This window comes from Streptomyces sp. SID5469 (assembly GCF_009862865.1).
Taxonomy (GTDB): domain Bacteria; phylum Actinomycetota; class Actinomycetes; order Streptomycetales; family Streptomycetaceae; genus Streptomyces; species Streptomyces avermitilis.
In genome coordinates this window covers 5950538-5977266 of record NZ_WWIN01000001.1, presented here as the reverse complement: position 1 = coordinate 5977266, position 26729 = coordinate 5950538, and the positions used below count along the sequence as shown (strand labels likewise).

Sequence of the window (26729 nt, the reverse complement as noted above, 5' to 3'; positions counted from 1 at the left end):
TTTCCGGCACAGGTTCCCGACCAGTCCCTGCAGGGCCCCCACAGCCCCGTACAGGCGGTGTGGGCACGGCGGTCCGCGGCCCCCCGGGAACGCCGACGGGCGGCCACCCCGAAGGGTGACCGCCCGTCAGTCAGACGTACGCCTTACTGGTTGTACGGACCGTAGTCGTAGTCCTCCAGCGGAACGGCCTGGCCGGAGCCCGTGCCGAACGGCGAGTAGTCGATGTCGTCGTAGCCGACGGCCGAGTACATCGCGGCCTTGGCCTCCTCGGTCGGCTCGACCCGGATGTTGCGGTAGCGGGACAGACCCGTACCGGCCGGGATGAGCTTACCGATGATGACGTTCTCCTTGAGGCCGATCAGGGAGTCGGACTTGGCGTTGATCGCCGCGTCCGTCAGAACCCTGGTCGTCTCCTGGAAGGACGCCGCCGACAGCCACGACTCGGTCGCCAGCGAGGCCTTGGTGATACCCATCAGCTGCGGACGGCCGGAGGCCGGGTGGCCGCCTTCCTGGACCACACGACGGTTCTCGGTCTCGAACTTCGAGCGCTCGACCAGCTCGCCGGGCAGCAGCTCCGCGTCGCCCGACTCGATGATCGTCACCCGGCGCAGCATCTGCCGGATGATGATCTCGATGTGCTTGTCGTGGATCGACACACCCTGCGAGTTGTAGACCTTCTGGACCTCGCCGACCAGGTGGACCTGGACGGCACGCTGACCCAGGATGCGCAGCACGTCGTGCGGGTTGGTGGCACCCACGGTGAGCTTCTGGCCCACCTCGACGTGCTCGCCCTCGGTCACCAGGACACGGGCGCGCTTCGAGATCGGGAACGCCGTCTCGTCGCTGCCGTCGTCCGGGGTGACGACGATCTTCTTGGTCTTCTCGGTCTCCTCGATCCGCACGCGGCCGGAGGCCTCGGAGATCGGGGCGACACCCTTCGGCGTACGGGCTTCGAAGAGCTCGACGACACGGGGCAGACCCTGGGTGATGTCGTCACCGGCCACACCACCGGTGTGGAAGGTACGCATCGTCAGCTGGGTACCGGGCTCACCGATGGACTGGGCGGCGATGATGCCGACCGCCTCACCGATGTCGACCAGCTTGCCGGTGGCCAGCGAACGGCCGTAGCACATGGCGCAGGTGCCGACCTGGGACTCACAGGTCAGGATCGAACGGGTCTTGACCTCCTCGACACCGTGGTGCACCAGCTGGTCGATGAGCACGTCGCCGAGGTCCACGTTGGCCGGCGCGATCACCTTGCCGTCGATGACGACGTCCTCGGCGAGCATGCGGGCGTAGACGCTGGTCTCGACGTCGTCCGTCTTGCGCAGCACGCCGTCGGCGCCGCGCTCGGCGATCTTCAGCTTCAGACCGCGCTCGGTGCCGCAGTCCTCCTCGCGGATGATGACGTCCTGCGAGACGTCCACCAGACGACGGGTCAGGTAACCCGAGTCGGCGGTACGCAGGGCGGTGTCCGCCAGACCCTTACGGGCACCGTGCGTGGAGATGAAGTACTCCAGCACGGACAGACCCTCACGGAACGACGCCTTGATGGGACGGGGAATCGTCTCGTTCTTGGCGTTCGACACCAGACCACGCATACCGGCGATCTGACGCATCTGCATCATGTTTCCTCGGGCACCCGAGTCAACCATCATGAAGATGGGGTTCGTCTTCGGGAAGTTCGCGTTCATCGCCTCGGCAACCTCGTTGGTCGCCTTGGTCCAGATCGCGATGAGTTCCTGCGTGCGCTCGTCCTTGGTGATCAGACCGCGCTCGTACTGCTTCTGGACCTTCTCGTCCTGCGCCTCGTAGCCCTTGACGATCTCCTTCTTCGCCTCGGGAACGACGATGTCGGAGATGGCCACGGTGACGCCGGAGCGGGTCGCCCAGTAGAAGCCGGCCGCCTTCAGGTTGTCGAGCGTCGCCGCCACGATGACCTTGGGGTAGCGCTCGGCGAGGTCGTTGACGATCTCGGAGAGCTGCTTCTTGCCGACCTCGTAGTCGACGAACGGGTAGTCCTCGGGCAGCAGCTCGTTGAAGAGCGCGCGGCCCAGGGTCGTCCGCAGGCGGAAGGTGTCACCCTGCTGCCACTCCGGCTCGCCCTCCTCGCGGGCCGGCGGGGTCCAGCCGCGCGGCGGGATGGTGCCCACCGGGAAGCGGATGTCCACGCGGGACTGCAGCGAGAGCTCGCCGGCGTCGAACGCCATGATCGCCTCGGCGACGGACGCGAAGGAGCGCTCCTCGCCCTTGACGTTGCGCAGCGCACCGTCGGTGGTCAGGAAGAACAGACCGAGGACCATGTCCTGGGTCGGCATCGTGACCGGGCGGCCGTCGGCCGGCTTGAGGATGTTGTTCGAGGACAGCATCAGGATGCGGGCCTCGGCCTGCGCCTCCGCGGAGAGCGGCAGGTGCACGGCCATCTGGTCACCGTCGAAGTCCGCGTTGAACGCGGTGCAGACGAGCGGGTGGATCTGGATGGCCTTGCCCTCGACCAGCTGCGGCTCGAAGGCCTGGATGCCGAGGCGGTGCAGCGTGGGCGCACGGTTCAGCAGAACCGGGTGCTCCGCGATGACCTCTTCCAGGACGTCGTACACGACCGTGCGGCCGCGCTCGACCATCCGCTTCGCCGACTTGATGTTCTGCGCGTGGTTCAGGTCGACCAGGCGCTTCATCACGAACGGCTTGAAGAGCTCCAGCGCCATGGCCTTGGGCAGACCACACTGGTGCAGCTTCAGCTGCGGACCGACGACGATCACGGAACGCGCGGAGTAGTCCACACGCTTACCGAGCAGGTTCTGACGGAAACGACCCTGCTTACCCTTCAGCATGTCGCTGAGGGACTTCAGCGGACGGTTGCCGGGGCCCGTGACCGGGCGACCACGACGGCCGTTGTCGAAGAGGGCGTCGACCGCCTCCTGGAGCATGCGCTTCTCGTTGTTCACGATGATCTCGGGCGCGCCGAGGTCGAGAAGCCGCTTCAGGCGGTTGTTGCGGTTGATCACGCGGCGGTACAGGTCGTTCAGGTCGGAGGTCGCGAAGCGGCCACCGTCCAGCTGCACCATCGGACGCAGGTCCGGCGGGATGACCGGCACGCAGTCGAGCACCATGCCCTTGGGGCTGTTGCTGGTCTGCAGGAACGCGGAGACGACCTTGAGGCGCTTGAGCGCACGGGTCTTCTTCTGGCCCTTGCCGGTACGGATGATCTCGCGGAGGCGCTCGGCCTCCTCGTCGAGGTCGAAGGACTCCAGACGCTTCTGCAGCGCCGCGGCACCCATCGAACCGTCGAAGTACGTGCCGAAGCGGTCACGCAGCTCGCGGTAGAGGAGCTCGTCGCCCTCGAGGTCCTGGACCTTGAGGTTCTTGAAGCGGGTCCACACCTCGTCGAGACGGTCGATCTCGCGCTGCGCACGGTCGCGCAGCTGCTTCATCTCACGCTCGGCACCCTCGCGCACCTTGCGGCGCACGTCGGCCTTGGCGCCCTCGGCCTCCAGCTCGGCCAGGTCGGTCTCGAGCTTCTTGGCGCGGGCCTCGAGGTCGGAGTCGCGGCGGTTCTCGATCTGCTGACGCTCGACGGAGACGTGCGCCTCCAGCGAGGGCAGGTCGCGGGTGCGACGCTCGTCGTCGACGTACGTGATCATGTACGCCGCGAAGTAGATGACCTTCTCGAGGTCCTTCGGGGCGAGGTCGAGCAGGTAGCCGAGGCGCGACGGGACGCCCTTGAAGTACCAGATGTGGGTGACGGGAGCGGCCAGTTCGATGTGGCCCATCCGCTCACGACGCACCTTGGCGCGAGTGACCTCGACGCCGCAGCGCTCGCAGATGATGCCCTTGAAGCGGACACGCTTGTACTTACCGCAGTAGCACTCCCAGTCCCGGGTCGGACCGAAGATCTTCTCGCAGAAGAGTCCGTCCTTTTCGGGCTTGAGGGTGCGGTAGTTGATGGTCTCGGGCTTCTTGACCTCGCCGTGGCTCCACTGACGGATGTCGTCAGCGGTGGCCAGACCGATCCGGAGCTCATCGAAGAAGTTGACGTCGAGCACTATGCGTCAATCCCTCTCAGGGTTGTAAGTCATGGGGTCTGATACGGGGGTCCTGGGGCCGGCCGGAGGCTCAGGGATCTTCATCGCTGAGCCTCCGGACCGGACTCCCGTCAGACCTCTTCGACGCTGCTCGGCTCGCGCCGGGACAGGTCGATGCCAAGCTCCTCCGCCGCGCGGAAGACGTCCTCGTCGGTGTCGCGCATCTCGATGGACATGCCGTCCGAGGACAGCACCTCCACGTTGAGGCACAGGGACTGCATCTCCTTGATGAGCACCTTGAAGGACTCAGGGATGCCGGGCTCGGGAATGTTCTCGCCCTTGACGATGGCCTCGTAGACCTTCACGCGGCCGGTGACGTCGTCGGACTTGATGGTCAGCAGCTCCTGGAGGGCGTAAGCGGCGCCATAAGCCTCAAGCGCCCACACCTCCATCTCACCGAAGCGCTGGCCACCGAACTGGGCCTTACCACCCAGCGGCTGCTGGGTGATCATCGAGTACGGACCGGTCGAGCGGGCGTGCAGCTTGTCGTCGACCAGGTGGTGCAGCTTCAGGATGTACATGTAGCCGACCGAGATCGGCTCCGGGAACGGCTCGCCGGAGCGGCCGTCGAACAGCGGCGCCTTGCCGGTCGGGAGCACCATGCGCTCTCCGTCGCGGTTCGGGATCGTGTGCTGCAGCAGACCCGCGAGCTCGTCCTCACGCGCACCGTCGAAGACGGGGGTGGCGACGTTGGTGCCCGGGGCGACCTGGTCGGCCTCGATGGCCTGCAGGCGCTGCGCCCAGTCGTCGGCGAGTCCGGAGACGTCCCAGCCGCGGCTGGCGAGCCAGCCGAGGTGGATCTCCAGGACCTGTCCCGGGTTCATTCGGGACGGGACACCGAGGGGGTTGAGGATGATGTCGACCGGGGTGCCGTCCTCCAGGAACGGCATGTCCTCGATCGGCAGGATCTTCGAGATGACACCCTTGTTGCCGTGGCGGCCGGCGAGCTTGTCACCGTCCGTGATCTTGCGCTTCTGCGCCACGTAGACACGAACCAGCTGGTTCACGCCCGGCGGCAGCTCGTCGCCCTCTTCACGGTCGAAGACGCGGACGCCGATGACCTTGCCGATCTCGCCGTGCGGCACCTTCAGCGAGGTGTCGCGCACCTCGCGCGCCTTCTCACCGAAGATCGCGCGGAGCAGGCGCTCCTCCGGGGTCAGCTCGGTCTCACCCTTGGGCGTGACCTTGCCGACCAGGATGTCGCCGGCGACGACCTCGGCACCGATACGGATGATGCCGCGCTCGTCGAGGTCGGCGAGGACCTCCTCGGAGACGTTCGGGATGTCCCGGGTGATCTCCTCGGGGCCGAGCTTGGTGTCACGGGCGTCGACCTCGTGCTCCTCGATGTGGATCGAGGAGAGGACGTCGTCCTGCACGAGGCGCTGCGACAGGATGATCGCGTCCTCGTAGTTGTGACCCTCCCACGGCATGAACGCCACGAGCAGGTTCTTGCCGAGCGCCATCTCGCCGTTCTCGGTCGCCGGGCCGTCGGCCAGAACCTGGCCGGCGATGACCCGGGCGCCCTCGTCCACGACAACCTTCTGGTTGACGGACGTGCCCTGGTTGGAGCGGGAGAACTTGTGCAGGCGGTACGTGGTGTACGTGCCGTCGTCGTTGGCGGTGGTGACGTAGTCCGCGGAGACCTCCTGGACCACACCGTCCTTCTCCGACTTGAGCACGTCGCCGGCGTCGACGGCGCAGCGGTACTCCATGCCGGTGCCGACGAGCGGCGCCTCGGACTTGATCAGCGGCACGGCCTGACGCATCATGTTCGCGCCCATGAGGGCACGGTTGGCGTCGTCGTGCTCGAGGAACGGGATCATGGCGGTCGCGACCGACACCATCTGGCGCGGCGAGACGTCCATGTAGTCGACGTCGTCACCGGGGACGTAGTCGACCTCTCCGCCACGACGGCGGACCAGGACGCGGGTCTCCTCGAACCGGAAGTCGTCGCCGAGCGGCGCGTTGGCCTGCGCGATGACGAATCGGTCCTCTTCGTCGGCCGTCAGGTAGTCGACCTCGTCGGTGACGACACCGTCGGTGACCCGGCGGTACGGCGTCTCGACGAAACCGAACGCGTTGACGCGGCCGTAAGAGGCGAGCGAGCCGATCAGACCGATGTTCGGGCCTTCGGGGGTCTCGATCGGGCACATGCGGCCGTAGTGCGACGGGTGCACGTCACGGACCTCGAAGCCGGCCCGCTCACGGGAGAGACCACCCGGGCCAAGAGCCGACAGACGGCGCTTGTGAGTGAGACCCGACAGCGGGTTGTTCTGGTCCATGAACTGCGACAGCTGGCTGGTGCCGAAGAACTCCTTGATGGAGGCGACGACCGGCCGGATGTTGATCAGGGTCTGCGGCGTGATCGCCTCGACGTCCTGAGTCGTCATGCGCTCGCGGACGACGCGCTCCATACGAGCCAGACCCGTGCGGACCTGGTTCTGGATGAGCTCGCCGACGTTGCGCAGACGACGGTTGCCGAAGTGGTCGATGTCGTCGGTCTCGACGACGATCGAGGTGCCGTTGTCGCCAACGGTCTCGGTCTCACCGGCGTGCAGCTTCACCAGGTACTTGATCGACGAGATGATGTCCTCGACGGTCAGGATCCCGGCGTCCAGCGGCGCCTCGCCGCCCAGCTTCTTGTTGACCTTGTAGCGGCCGACCTTCGCGAGGTCGTAGCGCTTCGGGTTGAAGTAGAGGTTCTCAAGAAGCGTCTGCGCGGCCTCGCGGGTCGGGGGCTCGCCCGGACGCAGCTTGCGGTAGATGTCGAGCAGCGCGTCGTCCTGGCCCTGGGTGTGGTCCTTCTCCAGGGTGGCGCGCATGGACTCGTACTCGCCGAACTCCTCGAGGATCTGCTCGGTCGTCCAACCGAGAGCCTTCAGGAGAACGGTGACGGACTGCTTGCGCTTGCGGTCGATGCGGACACCGACCATGTCGCGCTTGTCGATCTCCATCTCCAGCCAGGCGCCCCGGGAGGGGATGACCTTGGCGGAGAAGATGTCCTTGTCGGACGTCTTGTCGATGGAGGAGTCGAAGTAGACACCCGGCGAGCGGACGAGCTGCGACACCACGACACGCTCGGTGCCGTTGATGACGAAGGTGCCCTTGTTGGTCATGAGCGGGAAGTCGCCCATGAAGACCGTCTGGGACTTGATCTCGCCGGTCTCGTTGTTGGTGAACTCGGCGGTGACGAAGAGCGGGGCCGCGTACGTGAAGTCGCGGTCCTTGCACTCGTCGATGGAGTTCTTCGGGGGCTCGAAGCGGTGGTCGCGGAACGTCAGGGACATCGACCCGGAGAAGTCCTCGATCGGAGAGATCTCCTCGAAGATCTCCTCCAGACCGGACTTGGTGGGGACGTCCTGTCCGCTGTCCAGAGCCGCCTCGACACGAGCCTTCCACGCGTCGTTGCCGAGCAGCCAGTCGAAGCTCTCGGTTTGCAGCGCAAGAAGGTTCGGAACCTCGAGGGGCTCCTTGATCTTTGCAAAGGAGATGCGCAGCGGGGCGGTGCTGGCGCCGTTGTTCGTATTCGCGGTCGAGGCAGTGCGCGAGGCGGCCAAGAGGGGGTCCTTCCGAGGGCTCGGACTCACTACGCGCGTACCGGCCCCCCACTGGGGCACCAGGACAGGCCGTTCCTGATTCGGCCAAAAGGCCAGGTCAGGGAGATCCGGTCATCGGTGCTCAAGCGAGGGCATGCCCCTGGTGACGGGCAGGAGGCAGCTAACAGGCAGCGCAAAGGGTCAGTGTAGCCACTAGGCACACTGATGTCCAGTGCGGGTTTTTTGAGACCCTCGTCGTTCTCAACCCCTGTTGCAAGCCACGCCCTCAATGCACATCGATACTGCCCTCTTCGCCGCCGATCCATGCCTCGGATCCGGATCGTTGTGGCGACGCGTCCTGAGAATTGCGCGCTGCGTGCAGTTCGTCAAGGCCCCCCATGCCCAAACCGGGTGCTGCCCTCGTCACGTGCAGCCCGTCTTGCTGCCTGTCACCGGCGGCCGGAGGCACAACGAAGATCACCATACTCGTCGCGACCGACAGTGCAAGGCAACCGACCTCCGACCCCCTGGAACGCCGAAGAGCGACCACCCAGTTGGGTGATCGCTCTTCGGTGCGCTCGCGTTACAGCCTCTCCAGGAGAGGCTGTATCAGCTCAGCAGGAGTCCGTGCGGACTCGTCGGGTCACTTGACCTCGACGGAGGCGCCGGCGCCCTTGAGGGACTCGGCAGCCTTCTCGGCGGCCTCCTTGGCGACCTTCTCGAGGACGGGCTTCGGAGCGCCGTCGACGAGGTCCTTGGCCTCCTTCAGACCCAGGGAGGTCAGCTCACGCACGACCTTGATGACCTGGATCTTCTTGTCGCCGGCACCCGTGAGGATGACGTCGAACTCGTCCTGCTCCTCGGCGGCCTCAGCGGCGGCGACGGGGCCGGCCGGGGCAGCGGCGACCGCGGCGGCGGCGGTGACGTCGAACTTCTCCTCGAACGCCTTCACGAACTCGGCGAGCTCGATGAGGGTGAGGGACTCGAACTGCTCGAGCAGCTCTTCCTGGGACAGCTTCGTCGCCATTTGGGCGATCCTTCCACTATTCGGCTGGTGCCGGATGTACTGGTGAGGCGGGCGTACGTTCGGCCCGCTACGACCGTCGCCTCAGGCGGCGGTCAATGCGCGAGCCGAATTACTCGGCACCGCCCTGCTCGGCCTTCTTGGCACGAAGCGCCTCCGCGGTGCGGACGAACTTCGAGGGAAGCGCCTGGAAGAGCGAGGCAGCCTGGGACTGCTTGCCCTTGAAGGCACCCGCCAGCTTGGCGAGCAGAACCTCGCGGGACTCGAGGTCCGCAAGCTTCTTGATCTCGTCGGCGGACAGCGCCTTGCCATCAAGGACACCGCCCTTGATGACGAGGTTCGGGTTGTCCTTGGCAAAGTCACGAAGACCCTTCGCCGACACCACCGGGTCACCGGTGATGAAGGCGACCGCCGTCGGACCGTTGAACAGGTCGTCGAGCGTGTTGATCCCGGCCTCGTTGGCCGCAATCTTGGTCAGCGTGTTCTTCACCACGGCGTACTGGGCGTCTTCACCGAGCGAACGGCGCAGCGTCTTGAGCTGCGCCACAGTGAGACCCCGGTACTCGGTCAGCACAGCGGCGTTCGAGCTGCGGAACTGGTCCGCGAGCTCGGCTACCGCGGCAGCCTTGTCGGGCCTTGCCATAGAGCGTCGGCCTCCTTCCGGGTGATGAGGACCGCTCAGAAGGGGCTGAGGAAAACGAAACGCCCCGGCGCAGGCGCACGGGGCTTCGCTCGACCGGTCGGGATCCTTTACGGAGCCTGTCCGGGAGCAATTCCACAGTCACCTGCGCGGGTCGTCCGCCGTTCAGCGGATCCTTCGGTCACCGCGCCCTCATCCGAGCACGTGGCAACGACCAGCGGTCTTTGGCTTCTCTGGGAGAGTACGCGAACGGGTTGCCGTCGGGCAAATCCGCTCGGTCGGCGCAGTCCTTGGCGTCCTGGAAGGACGTGCCGAGGACGAAGGTCTCGCCGCGCGCTGTCCCCGCGCCGGCCTTCCGGCCTTCCGCACGTCCCCGGAGGCGAGCAGGAGCTTCACCGACCGGTTCGGTGTGGTGTTCTGCCTCTGGCCCTTGAGGTACGCGCCAGAGCCGCCGGACAGCTTCGCCAGGTAGCCGTACGCGTACTTACATCGACGTGGCCCCGGCCTGGCGCATCGTGTCGGCCGTCATGGCGCCGGTGTACGTGAAAAGGGACGGGCCCCGCATCTCGAGAGGTTGCGGGGCCCGTGCACTTTTGACGCGTTCGCGACGCGGCTACCGGGGTGAGCGGGAGGCTCAGACGGCGGCCGGGTCCTCCTCGGTGAGGAGGTTGCGGGTGCGGTTCGAGTCGATCGGAATGCCGGGGCCGATCGTGGTGCTGATCGCGGCCTTCTTGATGTAGCGACCCTTGGCGGCGGACGGCTTCAGACGAAGGATCTCGTCGAGGGCCGCGCCGTAGTTCTCCACCAGCTGCGTGTCGTCGAAGGACGTCTTGCCGATGATGAAGTGCAGGTTCGAGTGCTTGTCGACGCGGAACTCGATCTTGCCGCCCTTGATCTCGTTGACGGCCTTGACGACGTCCGGAGTCACGGTGCCGGTCTTGGGGTTCGGCATGAGACCACGGGGACCGAGCACGCGGCCGAGGCGGCCGACCTTGCCCATGAGGTCCGGGGTGGCGACGACGGCGTCGAAGTCCAGACGGCCCTTCGACACCTCGTCGATGAGCTCGTCGGAGCCGACGATGTCGGCGCCCGCGGCACGAGCGGCCTCGGCACGGTCACCGGTCGCGAAGACCAGGACCCGGGCGGTCTTACCGGTGCCGTGCGGGAGGTTCACGGTGCCACGGACCATCTGGTCGGCCTTGCGCGGGTCGACACCCAGACGGAAGGCGACCTCGACGGTGCCGTCGAACTTGGACGTGGAGGTCTCCTTGGCGAGACGGACGGCCTCGAGCGGGGCGTAGAGCTTCTCCCGGTCGATCTTGGCGTCCGCAGCGCGGAGAGCCTTGCTGCGCTTGCTCACAACTGCTCCTGTGTGTTCTGAAAGGAGTCGTGGTACGGGCCGAGCAGGCCCTGCCACGGTGGTTCTACGAAGGTGGGGATCAGCCCTCGACCGTGATGCCCATGGAACGGGCGGTGCCGGCGATGATCTTCGACGCGGCGTCCAGGTCGTTGGCGTTGAGGTCGGGCAGCTTCGTGGTGGCGATCTCGCGGACCTGCGCCTGGGTGATCTTGGCGACCTTGGTCTTGTGCGGCTCGCCGGAGCCCTTCTCCACACCCGCAGCCTTGAGGATCATCTTGGCGGCCGGCGGAGTCTTGGTGATGAAGGTGAAGGAACGGTCCTCGTAGACCGTGATCTCCACCGGGATCACCCAGCCACGCTGCGACTCGGTCGCGGCGTTGTAGGCCTTGCAGAACTCCATGATGTTGACGCCGTGCTGACCCAGCGCCGGGCCGACCGGCGGAGCCGGGTTGGCGGCGCCGGCCTGGATCTGGAGCTTGATAAGCCCCGTGACCTTCTTCTTCTTGGGAGGCATGTGCTCTCTCCGGGTCCTAGTGAGAGTTTTCAGCCGTCCGGTCCGGATCATCCGGATGGAGGCATACCGCACAACGATAACGGGTATCTATGCGCGGCCAAAAACCGAGCAGGTCAGACCGGCTGCGAGAGCCCGTCTGACCTGTTCGGAAGACGTACGTCCAGAAGGTGTTAGTTCTTCTGGATCTGGTCGAACGAGAGCTCGACCGGGGTCTCGCGGCCGAAGATCTCGACGAGGCCCTTGACCTTCTTCGAGTCGGCGTTGATCTCGTTGATCGTCGCCTGCAGCGTCGCGAACGGGCCGTCGGTGACGGTGACCGAGTCGCCGACCTCGAAGTCCAGCACCTGGACCTCGACCTTGCGCTGCGGAGCGGGCTTGCCCTCGGCCTCGGCGGCCTCGCGGGCGGCCTTCTCCTCGGCCTCCGGGGCGAGCATCTTGACGATCTCGTCCAGGGTCAGCGGGTACGGGTCGTAGGCGTTGCCCACGAAGCCGGTGACACCGGGAGTGTTGCGGACGACGCCCCAGGACTCGTTCGTCAGGTCCATGCGCACCAGCACGTAGCCGGGGAGCTTGTTCTGGCGGATGGTCTTGCGCTCGCCGTTCTTGATCTGCGCGACCTCTTCCTGCGGCACCTCGGCCTGGAAGATGAAGTCCTCGACGTTCAGCGAGACGGCGCGCTGTTCGAGGTTGGTCTTCACGCGGTTCTCGTAACCGGCGTACGTGTGGATCACGTACCACTCGCCGGGAAGGGTGCGCAGTTCCTCGCGCAGAGCGGTGACGGGGTCGACCGGCTCAGCCTCTTCCTCGGCCTCCTCGGCCTCGTCGGAGACGGCCAGGTCCGCTGCGTCCACGTCGTCCTCGAGGTCCGTGCCGGACTCGTCCTCGACGTGCACGGCCGCCTCTTCGGCGGGCTCGCCGGCATCGGCGTCGGCAGCCTCAAACTCGTCCTCGACGTCCGCGCCCTCGACGATGTCGAGCTCGTCGTCAACGGACTCGACCGACTCGATGGCATCGTTCAGGTTCGGGTCAGACACGGTGGCTGCTTCTTCCTGGGTACATGGGGGTGGAACACGCGAAAGGGGCGCCGGGTACGGCGCCCTTCGCTTCTGGCTCAGCCGAAGACGTACTTGGCTGCGTGGTTGAGCCCATAGTCAATCACGGTCACCAGGGCGATCATGATGACGACGAAGACAATCACCACTGTCGTGTACGTCGTCAGCTGGTTTCGAGATGGCCAGACGACCTTGCGGAGTTCCGCGACAATCTGGCGGTAGAAGAGGGCAAGGCGCTTGAGCGGGCCCTTCTTGGCACGCTTACCGCCCTTGCGGGTCTTCTTCTTGGACTCCGGCGCCTCATCCTGGGCATCAGGCATGTCGATGGAGCCCACGGCGTCCGTCACTCGTCCTCACCTGATTCCGGGTCGTGGCCGTGCCGCGCCCGGTTGAGCCGCACGGCGGTGCAATGCTGTACGTACATGCGCACACATCCTGGCGAAGGAGTGTGTAGCAGGGCCGGAGGGACTTGAACCCCCAACCGCTGGTTTTGGAGACCAGTGCTCTACCAATTGAGCTACGACCCTTTGCTGTGTCCCCAACGTACCGCATCCGCCCGAGTGCTCGGTGTGCACCGGGTGAGTGCGGCCGGTGAAGGCCAACGAGGTGAGAGTGTACGTGGTCCGCGGCCGGTCGTCGAACAGAAAGTGTCCGTACGGGGATTGTGCGCCACTGTTCGATCCGTGTGCGGCGCGTGTGCGCTCCGTGTACGGCCGTTTGTTCAGTCTGTGAAACCCGTGTGCCGGGGGCGTTTCCGGTCTGAAACGATGGGTCCCATGAGCGCTGCAACCCCTCCCACCGAGCGCCGGGTCTCCGCCCGAGTCGGCGCGATCTCCGAGTCCGCCACCCTCGCCGTGGATGCCAAGGCCAAGGCCCTCAAGGCCGCCGGACGTCCGGTGATCGGCTTCGGCGCCGGTGAGCCCGACTTCCCGACCCCGGACTACATCGTCCAGGCCGCCATCGAGGCCTGCTCGAACCCGAAGTACCACCGCTACACGCCGGCCGGCGGCCTGCCCGAGCTGAAGGCCGCCATCGCCGCGAAGACGCTCCGCGACTCGGGCTACGAGGTGGACGCCTCGCAGGTCCTGGTCACCAACGGCGGCAAGCAGGCGATCTACGAGGCCTTCGCCGCGATCCTCGACCCGGGCGACGAGGTCATCGTCCCCGCGCCGTACTGGACCACCTACCCGGAGTCGATCCGTCTCGCCGGCGGTGTCCCCGTCGACGTCGTCGCCGACGAGACCACCGGCTACCGCGTCTCGGTCGAGCAGCTGGAGGCCGCCCGCACCGAGAACACCAAGGTGCTGCTCTTCGTCTCCCCGTCCAACCCGACGGGCGCGGTCTACACCCGCGAGCAGATCGAGGAGATCGGCCGCTGGGCCGCCGAGAAGGGCCTGTGGGTCCTGACCGACGAGATCTACGAGCACCTCGTCTACGGGGACGCCGAGTTCCACTCCCTGCCGGTGGTCGTGCCCGAGCTGGCCGACAAGTGCATCGTGGTCAACGGTGTCGCGAAGACGTACGCGATGACCGGCTGGCGCGTGGGCTGGGTCATCGGTCCCAAGGACGTCATCAAGGCCGCGACGAACCTCCAGTCGCACGCCACGTCGAACGTCTCCAACGTGGCGCAGGTCGCCGCGCTCGCCGCCGTGTCCGGCGATCTGACGGCCGTCGCCGAGATGCGCGAGGCCTTCGACCGCCGCCGCAAGACCATCGTGCGGATGCTGAACGAGATCGGCGGCGTCCTGTGCCCGGAGCCCGAGGGCGCGTTCTACGCGTACCCCTCGGTGAAGGCGCTGCTCGGCAAGGAGATCCGCGGCAAGCGCCCGCAGGACACGGTCGAGCTGGCCGCGCTGATCCTGGAGGAGGCCGAGGTCGCGGTCGTCCCCGGCGAGGCCTTCGGCACGCCGGGCTATCTGCGGCTGTCGTACGCCCTGGGTGACGAGGATCTGGTCGAGGGCGTCAGCCGGATTCAGAAGCTGCTGTCCGAGGCGAAGGACTGACGTTTTCGTACGCCTTCAGGGCGGCGATGTCGTTTTCGCGCTCCACGCGCGCGTGCGGGCCCGGGCCACTCGGTTTCGAGTGGCCCGGGCCCGTTTCTTCGTTCGGGCAAGCCCTCGTACAGGGAAAGCGCTACCGGCACGACACCCGCGTACGGCAAGATCCTGGAATGGAGCACGTACGTGATGTCTCTGAGTTGCCGAAGGCCCATCTGCACCTGCACTTCACCGGCTCGATGCGGCCGAGCACCCTGCTGGAGCTGGCCGACAAGTACGGCGTCCGGCTGCCCGACGCGCTGACCAGCGCAGAGCCGCCGAAGCTGCGGGCCACCGACGAGCGGGGCTGGTTCCGCTTCCAGCGGTTGTACGACGCGGCGCGGTCGTGCCTCAGAGAGCCCGAGGACATTCGGCGGCTCGTGCGCGAGGCCGCCGAGGAGGACATCAAGGACGGCTCCGGGTGGCTGGAGATCCAGGTCGATCCGACGTCGTACGCGCCCCGTCTGGGCGGCCTGATCCCCGCGATGGAGGTCATCCTGGACGCGGTGGACTCGGCGGCGCGGGAGACCGGTCTGGGCATGCGGGTGCTGGTGGCAGCGAACCGCATGAAGCATCCACTGGACGCGCGCACGCTGGCCCGCCTCGCCGTGCGGTACGCGGACCGCGGCATCGTCGGCTTCGGGCTCTCCAACGACGAGCGGCGGGGCATGGCGCGGGACTTCGACCGGGCCTTCGCGATCGCGCGCGAGGGCGGCCTCCTCGCGGCTCCGCACGGCGGCGAGCTGACCGGCCCGGCGTCGGTCAGGGACTGCCTGGACGACCTGGACGCCTCGCGGATCGGGCACGGAGTGCGGGCGGCCGAGGACCCGCGGTTGCTGAAGCGGCTCGCGGACCGGGGCATCACCTGCGAGGTCTGCCCGGCCTCCAACGTCGCCCTGGGGGTCTACGAGAAGCCCGAGGACGTACCCCTGAGGACTTTGTTCGAAGCCGGGGTGCCGATGGCGCTCGGCGCGGACGACCCGCTGCTGTTCGGCTCGCGGCTCGCCGCCCAGTACGACATCGCGCGCCGCCACCACGGCTTCACGGACGCCGAACTGGCCGAGCTGGCCCGGCAGTCGGTGCGGGGTTCGGCGGCGCCGGCGGACGTCAGCCGGAAGCTGCTGTCCGGGATCGACGACTGGCTGACGAGCCCGGCCGCCTGAAGGGGGAGACCTAGGACCTGTCCGGTCGATCACGGTGGAGGAAAGCAGCGGCGCCTTGTCAGCGCCGGTGAGCGGGGTGTGGTGCGTGCGGCTGCGAGGCGGAGGAGGGCGTCGACGCGGAGCGTCGGCAACCGACGACAACGCCGCAGATGTGCGTGCCACACCCCGCGTCTCCGCCGTGATCGACCGGACAGGTCCTAGAGCTCCACTCCGACGGTCACCGGCTCGTTGACCAGCGTGATCCCGAAGGCGTCGCGTACTCCGGCGACGACCTCGCGGGCCAGCGCGAGCAGGTCCTCGGTGGTGGCCTCGCCGCGGTTGGTGAGGGCCAGGGTGTGCTTGGTGGAGATACGGGCGGGTCCGCTGCCGTACCCCTTGGTGAAGCCGGACTTGTCGATCAGCCAGGCCGCGGACGTCTTGGTGCGCCCGTCGCCCGCCGGGTACGCGGGCGGCACGGCGTCGGCGCCGAGCCGCTCCCGCACGCGCGCATGGAACGCGGCGCACTCCGCCTCCGTGAGGATCGGGTTGGTGAAGAAGGACCCCGCCGACCAGGTGTCGTGGTCCTCGGGGTCGAGCACCATGCCCTTGCCGGAGCGCAGCCCCAGAACGGTCTCGCGGGCGGCGGCGAGCGGCACCCGGTCGCCGGGCTCCACGCCCAGCGCGCGGGCCGTCTCGGCGTACTTGACCGGGGCGCTCAGGCCGTCCGCGTCCTCCAGCTCGAAGCGGACACGCAGCACGACGTAGCGCTCGGGGTCGGCCTTGAAGCGGCTGTGGCGGTACGAGAACGCGCACTCGGCGTTCGGGATCGTGACCGTCTCGTGGGTCTTCCGGTCGTAGGCGATCACCTCGGTGATCGTCGACGACACCTCCTGACCGTACGCACCGACGTTCTGGATCGGCGTCGCGCCCGCTGAACCAGGGATTCCGGCGAGGCACTCGATCCCGGCGAGCCCGGCTTCGACGGTACGGGCGACCGCGTCGGTCCACACCTCACCGGCGGCCAGCTCCACCTTCGTACCGTCGAGTCCGAAGCCGGTCGTGGCGATCCGCAGGGCGGTGCCGGCGAAGCCCTTGTCGCCGATGACCAGGTTGGATCCGCCACCGATGAGCAGCAGCGGCGTACCGGAGTCGTCGGCCTCGCGGACGGCTGCGATCACTTCGGCGTCAGTCGTTGCGGTGATCAGCCGGGTCGCGGGACCCCCGAGCCGGAAGGTGGTCAGCGGGGCGAGCGGGGCATCGTGGAGTTCCTGCACGTGCACCAGAGTACGAGACGGGGTCGGCCGCTTTGGCACGCACGGGAAACGGCCCCGCCGGTCGGGCGGGGCCGTTTCTCTTTTGTACGCGGCTTGTGCGCGGCGCGTCTCTGTTCGTACGCGACGAGGGTTCGCTTTCCGGACTCAGTGGCCGGCCGTCTCCAGGACCGCCTTCTCGGCCGGCTCGGAGGCGGCGGCCGTGTCCGACGCGGAAGCAGTGGCCTCGGCCGCCTGCGCGCTGCGCCGGGTCGGGATGGCCAGCGCCGCGATCCCCGCGAGGGCCACCATGGAGGCGCCCACCACCAGCGCGGGCCGGAGGCCGTCGACGAAGTGCTGCGGGGTCTCGTAGCCGCCCTGGGCCGAGAAGATCGACGACATCACGGCGATGCCGAGCGCGCCGCCGACCTCGCGCAGGGCGTTGTTGGCGCCGGAGGCGATGCCCTGCTCCTGCGTCCGGACGCTGGACATGACCAGGGCGGAGGCCGGGGCGAAGTACAGGGACATCCCGATGCCGCTGATGATCAGCGCGGGCAGCTGGGCGGTGTACGTGGCGTCGGCGGCGACCACGGCGGCGTAGTACGCAAGCCCGGCGGCCTGGAGGAAGAGCCCGGCGGCGACGACCGGGCGGCCGCCGATCCGGTCGGAGAGGTAGCCGGCGATCGGCGCGACGAGCATCGGCATGCCGGTCCAGGGCAGCATCCGCACGCCCGCCTCGGTCGGCGAGTAGCCGAGGACGCCCTGCATGTACTGGCTGAGCAGGAAGATCGAGCCGAACATTCCGAGGAACATCAGCAGACTCGCGGCGTTGATCCCGGCGAAGGCACGGGAGCGGAAGAGCCGCATCGGCAGCATCGGGTTCTTGGCGCGTATGCCGTGCAGGACGAACGCGGTGAGCAGGGCCGCACCCGCGAAGAGGCCGGTCAGGACGAACGGGCTGGTCCAGCCGTCGGCGGGCCCGCGGACCAGGCCGTACACGATCCCGAAGAGGCCGCCGCTGGCGAGCAGGGTGCCGGGGATGTCGAGCGGTGCGCCGGTGCCGTGCGACTCGGAGAGGCGCAGCCGGGCGAGCGGCAGGAGTGCCAGGCCCAGCGGGACGTTCAGCCAGAAGATCCAGTGCCAGGACACGTGTTCGGTGAGGCTGCCGCCGATGAGGGGCCCGGAGGCGACCGCGAGTCCGTTGACGGCACCCCAGATCCCGTAGGCCATTCCGCGCTTGGCGGCCGGGACGGCGGCGGTCAGCAGGGTGAGCGTCAGCGGCATCATGACGGCCGCGCCGACACCCTGGACCGCGCGGGCGGCGATCAGCGAGTCGATGCCGGGTGCCATGGCCGCGGCTGCGGAGGCGCCGGTGAAGACCGTGATCCCGGCGAGGAAGAGCCGACGGCGGCCGAACCGGTCGCCGAGCGCCGCGCCGAACATCAGCAGCACGGCGAAGGTGAGCGTGTAGGCGCTCACGGTCCACTCCAGGTCGTCCAGCCCTCCTCCGAGGTCCTTACGGATGGAGGGCAGTGCGGTGGTGACGACGAGATTGTCGAGGGCCGCCATGAATCCGGCGACGCTGGTGATGACGAGGGCCCAGGCGGCTCCCCCGCGACGTGCTGTCTGCTGTGACATCGCTCCCCCAAAGAGTGAATGCACTCCGGATGGTTAGTTATTGATGACTAACTTTTGTGCCCATGAAAAGGCGACGACATCCGCCTCCCCTGTACCGCTTCCGCAGCCGAGTTCTACTTCTCCAGCCGGCCCGTGATCCGCGCCGACGGATAGAGCCCTTCCCAGACTCGGTGCTCGGGCGGAAAACCCATGGCCACCAGGCAGTTGACGAGCATTCCGTACGCCATGAAGGTCGTCGTCTCGTCCTTGTCGCCGCCGAGCGGCAGATGGACGGTGTCCCACAGGCGCATCCAGCCCGCCCGCACCGCCTCAGCGAGTTCGTGGTCCCCGGCCTCCTCGGCGGCCGCCGAGGCGACGTACGTCTGCATCTGCATCAGCAGCTGCTCCGGGCGCTCCGCGATGACCCTGGTGTACGCGTTCGCCATGGAGTGCAGAGCCTCCTCGCCCCGCAGCCCCTCGGCGGCTTCCTCGAAGGTGCGCCGGGTGTCCTCCATGCAGCGCTCGGCCGCCGCGAGGAAGATCGCCTTCTTGCTCGGGAAGAGCCGGAAGAGATAAGGCTGCGAGACACCCACACGCTTGGCGATCGCCTCGGTGGACGTGCCGTAGTAGCCGCCCCGGCCGAACTCACTCATCGCCGCGCGGATGACGCTCTCGCGCCTCTCCTCTGCGCTCATCCTGACCATGCGACTAAGTTAGTGCTCAATCACTAACTACGTCAAGTGGGCTCGTGCGCGTAAGCAGCAGGGGCGTGCGGGTGGATGGACGGACGGGTGCGGGTGGAGGGATGAGCGGGTGGGTCGGTGGGCCGCTGGGCCGCTGGGCCGGTGGATGGAAGGGTGGATGGGGTGGATGACGCGAATGAGTAAGGGGCGCCCGCAATTGCGAGCGCCCCTTACCCGTGCTGCCGTCAGGCCAGCCGCACAACCGCCCGCGACATGCCCAGCACCTTCTTGCCCTCGCTCATCGCCGTGAGGTCGACGCGGACCGTGTTGTCGTCGAGCTTGGCCGCGACCTTGCCGGTGACCTCGATGGTCGCGCCCTGGTCGTCGTTCGGGACGACGACGGGCTTGGTGAAGCGGACGCCGTACTCGACGACCGCGCCCGGGTCGCCGGTCCAGTCGGTGACGACGCGGATCGCCTCGGCCATGGTGAACATGCCGTGCGCGATGACGTCCGGCAGCCCGACCTCCTTGGCGAACTTCTCGTTCCAGTGGATCGGGTTGAAGTCCCCGGAGGCGCCCGCGTACTGCACGAGCGTGGCGCGCGTCACGGGGAAGGTCTGCGCCGGCAGTTCGGCTCCGACCTCGATGTCGTCGTACGCGATCTTCGCGGTCATCGTCAGCCCTCCTCGGCCGCGCGGGCCACCAGCTTGGTGATGGCCGTCACGACGTGCTCGCCCGCCTCGTCGTGGACCTCGCCCCGGACGTCCACGACGTCGTTGCCCGCGAGGGACTTGATCGACTCGATGGTCGAGGTGACCGTGAGCCGGTCACCGGCGCGGACCGGCCGGGTGTAGGCGAACTTCTGGTCACCGTGCACCACGCGGCTGTAGTCGAGGCCCAGCTGGGGGTCCTGGACGACCTGCCCGGCCGCCTTGAACGTAATGGCGAACACAAAGGTGGGCGGGGCGATCACATCGGCGTACCCGAGCGCCTTGGCGGCCTCCGGGTCCGTGTACACCGGATTGGGGTCCCCGACGGCCTCCGCGAACTCGCGGATCTTCTCCCGGCCGACCTCATAGGGGTCGGTGGGCGGGTAGGACCGCCCCACGAAGGACTGGTCGAGCGCCATGGGCTCGGCACCTCCTGGTTGTCTTCGTCGTCTTCGCTGATGTACCGGCCCACTGTCCCCGGTCCGGGCGGGACGCCGTACCGCGCCGCAAGGGCGCCGCACAACGACGCGAGGCCGCCCCCCGCGAAGGGGACGGCCTCGTGTACGAGCCTGATTTATCGCGTTTCGCGGTGCGCGGTGTGCGCGTTGCAACGCGGGCAGTGCTTCTTCATCTCCAGTCGGTCCGGGTTGTTACGCCGGTTCTTCTTGGTGATGTAGTTCCGCTCCTTGCACTCCACGCAGGCCAGCGTGATCTTCGGGCGGACGTCGGTGGCAGCCACAGGAGTGCTCCTTGACGAACGGATGGGACGATGAACGCATAAAAGAGTAGCCGATCGAAGGACCGACCCCACAATCGGCTACTGTCAGTAGCGGTGACCGGACTTGAACCGGTGACACAGCGATTATGAGCCGCTTGCTCTACCGACTGAGCTACACCGCTTTGATGAGATCGGGCCCCGCCTTGCGGCGGGGACCTCTCACACCAGAGCCCCAATACGGAATCGAACCGTAGACCTTCTCCTTACCATGGAGACGCTCTGCCGACTGAGCTATTGGGGCGAGCGATGAAGACATTACACGGTCGCCTGCCGATCGCCCAAATCCGTTTCGCGCCACCCTCCCAGGCCTGTTCTCCGGCGTTCTCCCGTGGATCTCGGAACGCTCCAAGGCCCTCTCGCGAGCCCAGGAACGACAGGGGTCACGGCGGGTTACAGGAAGCGTCAGGAGGCGACAGCCCTGCCGCCCGTCCCTCTGTTCACAGCGGCCTCGAACCGCCTCAGCAGGACCGTGGACCACACCAGCCCGAGCGCTGACCACGCCGGTACGACTATTGCCCTCCTCCCCGGCACCGGCGGACGGCCACCCTAGGCTCGACCCACTCTGCGTGATCTTGCCCACTTCTGCGCAGCCGCCCCGAGACCCAGGAGCTCGATGCCCGACAGCCGACCGCAGCCGCCCCACTCGTCGTCGGGACAGACCGACCCGGCCGGCCTCCTGCTGTGCGGAGCGCGGCTCACCGACGGACGGACCGTGGACGTGCGGCTGGGCGGCGGGCGTATCGAGGCGGTCGGTACCGCCGGGAGTCTGGCGACGGACGCGGTCGGCGCGCGCGTGGACCTCGCCGGCTATCTGCTCCTGCCGGCCCCCGTCGAGCCGCACGCCCACGGGGACACGGCCCTGTCGGCCGACGGCGCGGGACCTGTGTCGTACGGCGCTCCGGAGGTCCAGCGCCGCGCGACCGAGGCCGCGTTGCTGCAACTCGGACACGGGGCGACGGCTCTGCGCGCCCACGTACACGTGAGTGACGTACAGGGCCTGGACGCACTGACGGCGGTGCTTCAGGCACGACGGTCACTGCACGGGCTCGCCGAGTTGTCGGCGGTGGCGATGCCACGGGTGCTGACCGGGGCCGCCGGGGCGGACGGGGTCGCGATGCTGCGCGACGCGCTGAAGATGGGCGCCGCGGTGGTGGGTGGCTGTCCGGACGCCGACCCGGATCCGACGGGGTACGTGGAGACGGTTCTGGAACTCGCCGCCGAGCAGGGCTGCCCCGTCGACCTGCACACGGACGGTGACGATCCGGCCCGGCTCGCCCGGCTCGCGGCGATGGCCGGCGGGCTGCGTCCCGGGGTCACGCTGGGCCCTTGCGGGGGGCTGCGCCGACTGCCCGCCGAGGTCGCCGCACGCATCGCGGACCAACTCGCCGCGGCCGGGGTGACGGTGGTGTGCCTGCCGCAGGGTGGCTGCGGGGGCGCCGACCGGCCCGGTACGGCGCCCGTACGGCTGCTGCGGTCGGCCGGCGTGCGGGTCGCGGCCGGCAGCGGCGCTCTGAGGGACGTGTCGAACCCGGTGGGCCGCGGGGATCCGCTGGAGGCCGCGTATCTGCTGGCCTCGCGCTACGGGCTGCGGCCCGAGGACGCGTACGACGCCGTGAGCACCGCAGCCCGGGCCGCTCTCGGCCTGCCCGAAGTACGCGTGGAGGCGGGATTCCCGGCCGAACTGCTCGCCGTACGGGGCGACCGGCTGGCCGGGGCGCTGTCGCTCGCGTACAGCCGGATCGTCGTACACCGGGGGCGGGTCGTGGCGCGGACCAGCGCGGTGCGGGAGTACTGCAACTCGGCGGCCGCGGTGGCGCTGGACCTGCCTCGGCAGGGGCGGGGAGAGCCGTCGTGAACTCCGCGCGGGACGGCCGTGACCGCAGCACTCGCCGCCGGGCAGAGGGAGGGGTTGTGAGGGCCGTGGCCGCCGGGTCGGGAGAGCCGTTGTGACGGCCGTGGCCGCCAGGTCGGGAGAGCCGTTGTGACGGCCGTGGCCGCCAGGTCGGGAGAGCCGTGACTGCCGTGTCGGCCGGGAAAGCTGGGCCTCGGCCCGTGTTGTGCGGCGAACGCGCCCATCCGGGCGTACGGTCGGAAACATGCGCATTGTCATCGCTGGAGGTCATGGTCAGATCGCGCTGCGGCTGGAGCGGCTGCTCGCCGCGCGCGGTGACGAGGTCGCGGGGATCATCCGCCGCGCCGAACAGGGCGACGATCTGCGGGCGGCCGGCGCCGAGCCGGTGCTCTGCGATCTGGAGTCGGCCTCCGTCGAGGAGGTCGCCGCTCATCTACAGGGCGCGGACGCGGCGGTGTTCGCGGCGGGCGCGGGCCCGGGCAGCGGCGTCACCCGCAAGGAGACGGTGGACAAGGGTGCGGCGATCCTGTTCGCCGACGCGGCGGAACGGGCGGGCGTACGCCGCCACGTCGTCGTGTCCTCGATGGGCGCGGACCCGGCGCACCCGGGCGACGAGGTGTTCGACGTCTATCTGCGCGCCAAGGGCGAGGCGGACGAGTACGTACGCAGCCGTCCGTCCCTGGACTGGACGATCCTGCGCCCGGGGATGCTGACGAACGACGCCGGCACGGGCCTCGTACGCCTGGAGGCGCACACGGGCCGCGGCCCGATCCCGCGCGACGACGTGGCCGCGACCCTCGCGGAACTCGTCGACACCCCCGCGACGGCCGGCCTGACACTGGAAGTGATCAGCGGCTCCACGCCGATCACGGTGGCGGTGAAGGCGGTGGCGGGGAACTGACTCCCCTCAGCAGAGCCTCAGAGGAGCGAGCAGATCCTCAGGGGAAGTCAGAAGAGAGGCATCTGTCCCGGGAAGTCCGGGATGACGTATCCGTCCAACGTCGGTTGTGCCGCGCCGAGTTCGGCCTGCTTGCGTGACCCGGGGCACGAGACGAGTTCCCTGCTCTCCCGCGCCCCCGGCGGGTCGTGCCGCGCGAACCGCCCGGCGACGACGGCGATCTCACGACGGCACTCGGGACAACTCCTGCGACGAGACGACATGCCGCTCAGCGTACGGAGGAACCCAGGCCACGGGGACTGCGGCGCGGACCGGGCGCCCCTACGGGAGTTGCCTGAGGCACGGTGACCCGGGGGCATCCGCCGGGCCGGGGCCGCAGGCTCGTCGTACGGGACGACACGTCAACATGGCCGCCTTTCTCGCGCTCGTACGACGGGAGTCCCGATGTCCGCCACCGCGCCCCCGCTGGCAGCTCTCTCCGCCGAACTCTCCTTGCTGCGCCCCCGGATGGAGGAGGTGAGCCGTGCCATCCATGCACGGCCGGAGCTGAAGTTCGCGGAGTTCCATGCCGTGGAGGTGCTGACCGGCTGGCTCGCCGAGGCGGGCTTCGCGGTGCGGGCGGGAGCGGGCGGCCTCGATACGGCGTTCGTGGCGGCGCACGAGGGGAGCGAGCCGGGCCCGTACGTCGCCGTACTCGCGGAGTACGACGCGCTGCCCGGAGTCGGGCACGGCTGCGGCCACAATCTCATCGCGGCCGGTGGCGCGGCGGCCGCGATCACCGCCGTACGCGCCCTGCCTCACCACCCGGGCACGATCGCCGTCATCGGTACCCCCGGTGAGGAGATGGGCGGCGGGGGCAAGGTCAGGCTGGCCGACGCCGGGGTCTTCGCGGGCGTCGACGCCGCGGTTATGTTCCACCCGGGCGACCGCTCGCTGACCACGCAGCACGGGTTGGCGGCGGCGCATCTGAGGGTCGGTTTCACGGGGGTGAGCGCGCATGCCGCGAGGTCACCGTGGGAGGGGCGCAGCGCGCTGGCGGCCGCGCAGCTGTTCCTCAACGCGATCGACGCGATGCGTCAGTTCGTACCGCCGACCGCCCGACTGCACGGCATCGTCTCGGACGGCGGCCAGGCCCCGAACGTGATCCCGGCCCATGCCGCGGTGGATCTGTACGTACGGGACCGTACGGCGGCGTCGGCCGAGGCGCTGGTCGAGCGGGTCCGCAGGGCGGCCGAGGGCGCGGCGCTCGCCACCGAGACCACGGCGGAGGTCCACGAGACAGGCCCGCTGTACGGGGAGCGCCGCGACAACACGGTGCTCGCCGAACGCTTCGGGGACACGGTGCGCGCGCTGGGCCTGGACATCACGGCCGCCGGCCCCGACAGCCCCGCCGGTTCCTCCGACATCGGCAACCTGTCCCAGCTGCTGCCGGTCATCCATCCGTACATCCAGATCGCCGAGTTCGGTACGCCGAGTCACTCCGACGCGATGCGGGAGGCCGCGGCGACCCCTCTCGCCCACGACCGCGCCGAGGTCGCGGCGGCGGGGCTGGCTCGGGTGGTCACTGACCTGGTCCTGGATCCGGGGGTGTTGGAGGCGGCGCGGGCGGAGTTCGTGGGCCGCTGAGATTGCGACGGACAGCGGGCATCCGGCGTCGCTCGCGTCCCGCGCCTCCATCGCCTCCATCGCCTCCATCGCGTACCTCGCGTACCTCGCGTACCTCGCGTACCTGCGCCCCACCCATGTCGGTCGTCATCGTCCTGGAGGGCGCGGTCGCGGCCGGGCCGCGTGACGGTCGCGGTACCACTCCTCGTAGGGCCGGCCGCGCGGAGAGCCGGGGCCGGCTGCCGAGCCGTCCCGCTGGCGTCGTCGTCCGGCGACGCCCGCGCCCTGCTCGCCGTATCCGCGGCCGGCGACCGCAGCAAGGCGGACCAGGACCCCTGCGCCGGCAGCCGCCGGCGCAGGGCTACCGCTGCCGGTACGCCACCGACTGGGTGGCCGACAAGACCAAGTGGGGGCTCTCTGTCGACCCCACCCAGGAAGCCGCACTCGCCGAGGCCCTGAGCCGCTGCCGGGACGTCCCCGTGTAGGTCACTCTCGCGCGGTAGTTCCAGACTAGAAGCCGGCCTTGGTGCGGAACTCAATGTCGGTCTCGTCGGCGCCCGGGTCGGTGCTGCCGGCTCCGTCGTCGCCGCCGGTCTCGTCGACGCCAGAATCAGTGCTGCCGCTTCCGTAGTCGCCGGTGTCGTCCACGCCGGAATCGGTACTGCCGCTTTCATTGACGCCGTCAGGGTCTTCGTCCAAAGCGACCAGGCCATGCTGTAGGGCTGCCGGTGCAGCCATGGCAGTCACCGGCAGCGCCAAGCCGCCACCGGCCAACGCCACGGAAGCCGTGACGACCACAAGACGACGGTTCCAGGAGCGCTTGGTCATCGGAATTCTCCATTCGGTATTGCGGGGGGGGCGTGCCATTCACCCCTCGTCGAAATCTGGGATATTCGCAGCTCCCTATTGCCCGGGTTCGCCCTGGTGGGAACTGCTTCCAACAAACCAGGACCGGAGGCCTCCCGGCACGTCACTACAAGACGTGGCTTGACAATCGAAAACCGGCGGCTCGGTGAGTGCTGAGCCGCCGGTTTGCGCGGTGCGTGTCGAGCGCGAGACAGAACGTGGCGTGTGCTCGGGGAGCTGCCCAAGGCCGCGCCCGGCTGCCGACGTTGCCGTCAGATCCAAGGCATGGCGCCGCCCCTGCCGCAGAGCCCGGGGCGGGAGCCGACGAGGTTCGACTGTTCGCCAGTTCAGAGCCGACTTATCGAGACAGGTGAGTCGGCTCTTGTGAATCGGGCCCCCGAGTTCTCCTCAGCGTGGACGCGAAAGACGCCGCCCGCCAGGACGTCCGAAAAGCCTTTGGTGCAGCCCGGAACCGAGCAGGCTTGCCGGAGACCCATCTCCTGCGGCGGGACCGAGGAACCACCGGAGGACGTTGAACGCACACTCCACTGGATGGCCAAGAACTCGGCACCTGTCGCTGCCCTCGAAGACCCCGCAACCGTCCGACTCCCGCTTGCCGCCCTGGCGTTGAAGCTCGATGGCAAAGCGGCTGCGGCCCGCACCGTGAAGCGCAAGCGTGCCTGCCTGAGTCAACCTGCTCACCACGGTGAAGTGGACCGTCCCGAAGTCGGCGCAAGAGGTGACGGGAGGCGCACCAAGCCCGGCATCTCAAGGCCCGAGCGGAGAAGGACTCGCGACCGGTACCCATCCCTCCCTCACTTCGTCCGGCAGCTCCGGCAGCACCGGCAGCACATCGCCACCCAGGGCACGGCGCCTGACGGACGGTTGTTTCGAACCAATCGCGGGGGGCTGCTGCAAGAAACCGGGTACGGGGAACTCTGGGCGGGCAACGGCTCGTGAAAGGGTACTCACCGAGTCCGAAGCCGCCTCCCTGCTCGCGCGGCGGCCCTACGACCCGCGTGGCGCCGGGGTCTCCTTCTGGCCGAGTTCCGGCGTGGACCCGATGGAGTGCGCCCGGCGAGCAGGCCACACGATCGCGGTGCT

General features: G+C 68.4%; 22 protein-coding genes and 3 tRNA genes. 6 read left to right on the top strand and 19 right to left on the bottom strand.

From position 1 onward, the window contains the following. Positions 1-143: 143 nt before the first annotated feature. From GTY58_RS25710 to GTY58_RS25670, 9 genes are all read right to left on the bottom strand, one after another. A complete protein-coding gene (locus GTY58_RS25710; RefSeq protein ID WP_010986334.1) occupies positions 144-4043 on the bottom strand; it encodes a DNA-directed RNA polymerase subunit beta' in 3900 nt (1299 codons plus the stop codon). A 110-nt stretch (positions 4044-4153) separates the two neighbouring features. Then, positions 4154-7639 carry a DNA-directed RNA polymerase subunit beta gene (gene rpoB, locus GTY58_RS25705; RefSeq protein WP_037647936.1) on the bottom strand — a complete coding sequence of 1162 codons (3486 nt, stop codon included), beginning with the start codon at positions 7637-7639 and terminating at the stop codon, positions 4154-4156. A 622-nt stretch (positions 7640-8261) separates the two neighbouring features. Beyond that, complete coding sequence (gene rplL / locus GTY58_RS25700; protein ID WP_010986332.1) at positions 8262-8645, bottom strand: 50S ribosomal protein L7/L12; 384 nt, start codon at positions 8643-8645, stop codon at positions 8262-8264. A gap of 109 nt (positions 8646-8754) precedes the next feature. Further along, positions 8755-9285: a 50S ribosomal protein L10 gene (gene rplJ / locus GTY58_RS25695; RefSeq protein WP_010986331.1), complete on the bottom strand. Its 531-nt coding sequence runs from the start codon at positions 9283-9285 to the stop codon at positions 8755-8757. A gap of 631 nt (positions 9286-9916) precedes the next feature. Beyond that, the gene (gene rplA, locus GTY58_RS25690; RefSeq protein ID WP_010986330.1) at positions 9917-10642 is read right to left on the bottom strand and encodes a 50S ribosomal protein L1; all 726 of its coding nucleotides are present in this window, start codon (positions 10640-10642) and stop codon (positions 9917-9919) included. A gap of 79 nt (positions 10643-10721) precedes the next feature. Next, the gene (gene rplK / locus GTY58_RS25685) at positions 10722-11156 is read right to left on the bottom strand and encodes a 50S ribosomal protein L11 (protein ID WP_010986329.1); all 435 of its coding nucleotides are present in this window, start codon (positions 11154-11156) and stop codon (positions 10722-10724) included. Between the two features lie 170 nt (positions 11157-11326). Further along, positions 11327-12190: a transcription termination/antitermination protein NusG gene (gene nusG / locus GTY58_RS25680; protein WP_010986328.1), complete on the bottom strand. Its 864-nt coding sequence runs from the start codon at positions 12188-12190 to the stop codon at positions 11327-11329. Between the two features lie 77 nt (positions 12191-12267). Next, positions 12268-12555, bottom strand: coding sequence for a preprotein translocase subunit SecE (gene secE, locus GTY58_RS25675; protein ID WP_010986327.1), 288 nt, complete (start codon positions 12553-12555; stop codon positions 12268-12270). A gap of 107 nt (positions 12556-12662) precedes the next feature. Beyond that, positions 12663-12735, bottom strand: a tRNA-Trp gene (locus GTY58_RS25670). Positions 12736-12984: 249 nt separating this feature from the next. Here GTY58_RS25670 and GTY58_RS25665 point away from each other — a divergent pair. Continuing rightward, positions 12985-14211: a pyridoxal phosphate-dependent aminotransferase gene (locus GTY58_RS25665; RefSeq protein ID WP_010986326.1), complete on the top strand. Its 1227-nt coding sequence runs from the start codon at positions 12985-12987 to the stop codon at positions 14209-14211. A gap of 167 nt (positions 14212-14378) precedes the next feature. Beyond that, on the top strand, positions 14379-15407 hold the full coding sequence (locus tag GTY58_RS25660; protein WP_010986325.1) for an adenosine deaminase: 1029 nt from the start codon (positions 14379-14381) through the stop codon (positions 15405-15407). 197 nt (positions 15408-15604) lie between these two features. Here the strand turns inward: GTY58_RS25660 and GTY58_RS25655 are convergent, their stop codons facing one another. The 8 genes from GTY58_RS25655 to GTY58_RS25620 form a co-directional block, all read right to left on the bottom strand. Beyond that, on the bottom strand, positions 15605-16660 hold the full coding sequence (locus GTY58_RS25655) for a UDP-N-acetylmuramate dehydrogenase (RefSeq protein WP_037648033.1): 1056 nt from the start codon (positions 16658-16660) through the stop codon (positions 15605-15607). A gap of 144 nt (positions 16661-16804) precedes the next feature. Further along, a complete protein-coding gene (locus GTY58_RS25650) occupies positions 16805-18274 on the bottom strand; it encodes a DHA2 family efflux MFS transporter permease subunit (protein WP_010986323.1) in 1470 nt (489 codons plus the stop codon). A gap of 113 nt (positions 18275-18387) precedes the next feature. Next, positions 18388-18957: a TetR/AcrR family transcriptional regulator gene (locus tag GTY58_RS25645; RefSeq protein WP_010986322.1), complete on the bottom strand. Its 570-nt coding sequence runs from the start codon at positions 18955-18957 to the stop codon at positions 18388-18390. A 224-nt stretch (positions 18958-19181) separates the two neighbouring features. Then, a complete protein-coding gene (locus GTY58_RS25640; protein WP_010986321.1) occupies positions 19182-19610 on the bottom strand; it encodes a MaoC family dehydratase in 429 nt (142 codons plus the stop codon). A gap of 2 nt (positions 19611-19612) precedes the next feature. After that, the gene (locus GTY58_RS25635) at positions 19613-20065 is read right to left on the bottom strand and encodes a MaoC family dehydratase N-terminal domain-containing protein (protein WP_010986320.1); all 453 of its coding nucleotides are present in this window, start codon (positions 20063-20065) and stop codon (positions 19613-19615) included. Positions 20066-20220: 155 nt separating this feature from the next. Next, positions 20221-20385 (bottom strand): 50S ribosomal protein L33, encoded by a 165-nt coding sequence (gene rpmG / locus GTY58_RS25630; protein ID WP_003948671.1) that lies wholly within the window; start codon positions 20383-20385, stop codon positions 20221-20223. Positions 20386-20473: 88 nt separating this feature from the next. After that, positions 20474-20546 (bottom strand) — tRNA-Met (locus GTY58_RS25625). 46 nt (positions 20547-20592) lie between these two features. Beyond that, a tRNA-Thr gene (locus GTY58_RS25620) sits at positions 20593-20665 on the bottom strand. A gap of 372 nt (positions 20666-21037) precedes the next feature. Between GTY58_RS25620 and GTY58_RS25615 the strand changes: the two genes are divergently transcribed. Next, positions 21038-22279 (top strand): amidohydrolase family protein, encoded by a 1242-nt coding sequence (locus tag GTY58_RS25615; RefSeq protein ID WP_010986319.1) that lies wholly within the window; start codon positions 21038-21040, stop codon positions 22277-22279. 241 nt (positions 22280-22520) lie between these two features. Next, a complete protein-coding gene (locus GTY58_RS25610) occupies positions 22521-23177 on the top strand; it encodes an SDR family oxidoreductase (protein ID WP_010986318.1) in 657 nt (218 codons plus the stop codon). A 47-nt stretch (positions 23178-23224) separates the two neighbouring features. On the opposite strand, the gene GTY58_RS25605 is transcribed toward GTY58_RS25610, so the two are convergent. Beyond that, positions 23225-23437, bottom strand: coding sequence for a hypothetical protein (locus GTY58_RS25605; protein WP_078234500.1), 213 nt, complete (start codon positions 23435-23437; stop codon positions 23225-23227). Between the two features lie 181 nt (positions 23438-23618). Here GTY58_RS25605 and GTY58_RS25600 point away from each other — a divergent pair, with 181 nt between their 5' ends. Together GTY58_RS25600 and GTY58_RS25595 are read left to right on the top strand one after the other, a co-directional pair. After that, on the top strand, positions 23619-24800 hold the full coding sequence (locus GTY58_RS25600) for a M20 family metallopeptidase (RefSeq protein WP_010986317.1): 1182 nt from the start codon (positions 23619-23621) through the stop codon (positions 24798-24800). A gap of 116 nt (positions 24801-24916) precedes the next feature. Next, positions 24917-25264 (top strand): hypothetical protein, encoded by a 348-nt coding sequence (locus GTY58_RS25595; RefSeq protein ID WP_137865192.1) that lies wholly within the window; start codon positions 24917-24919, stop codon positions 25262-25264. 25 nt (positions 25265-25289) lie between these two features. Here the strand turns inward: GTY58_RS25595 and GTY58_RS25590 are convergent, their stop codons facing one another. Then, the gene (locus GTY58_RS25590; protein WP_137865193.1) at positions 25290-25607 is read right to left on the bottom strand and encodes a hypothetical protein; all 318 of its coding nucleotides are present in this window, start codon (positions 25605-25607) and stop codon (positions 25290-25292) included. Positions 25608-26729: the final 1122 nt, after the last annotated feature.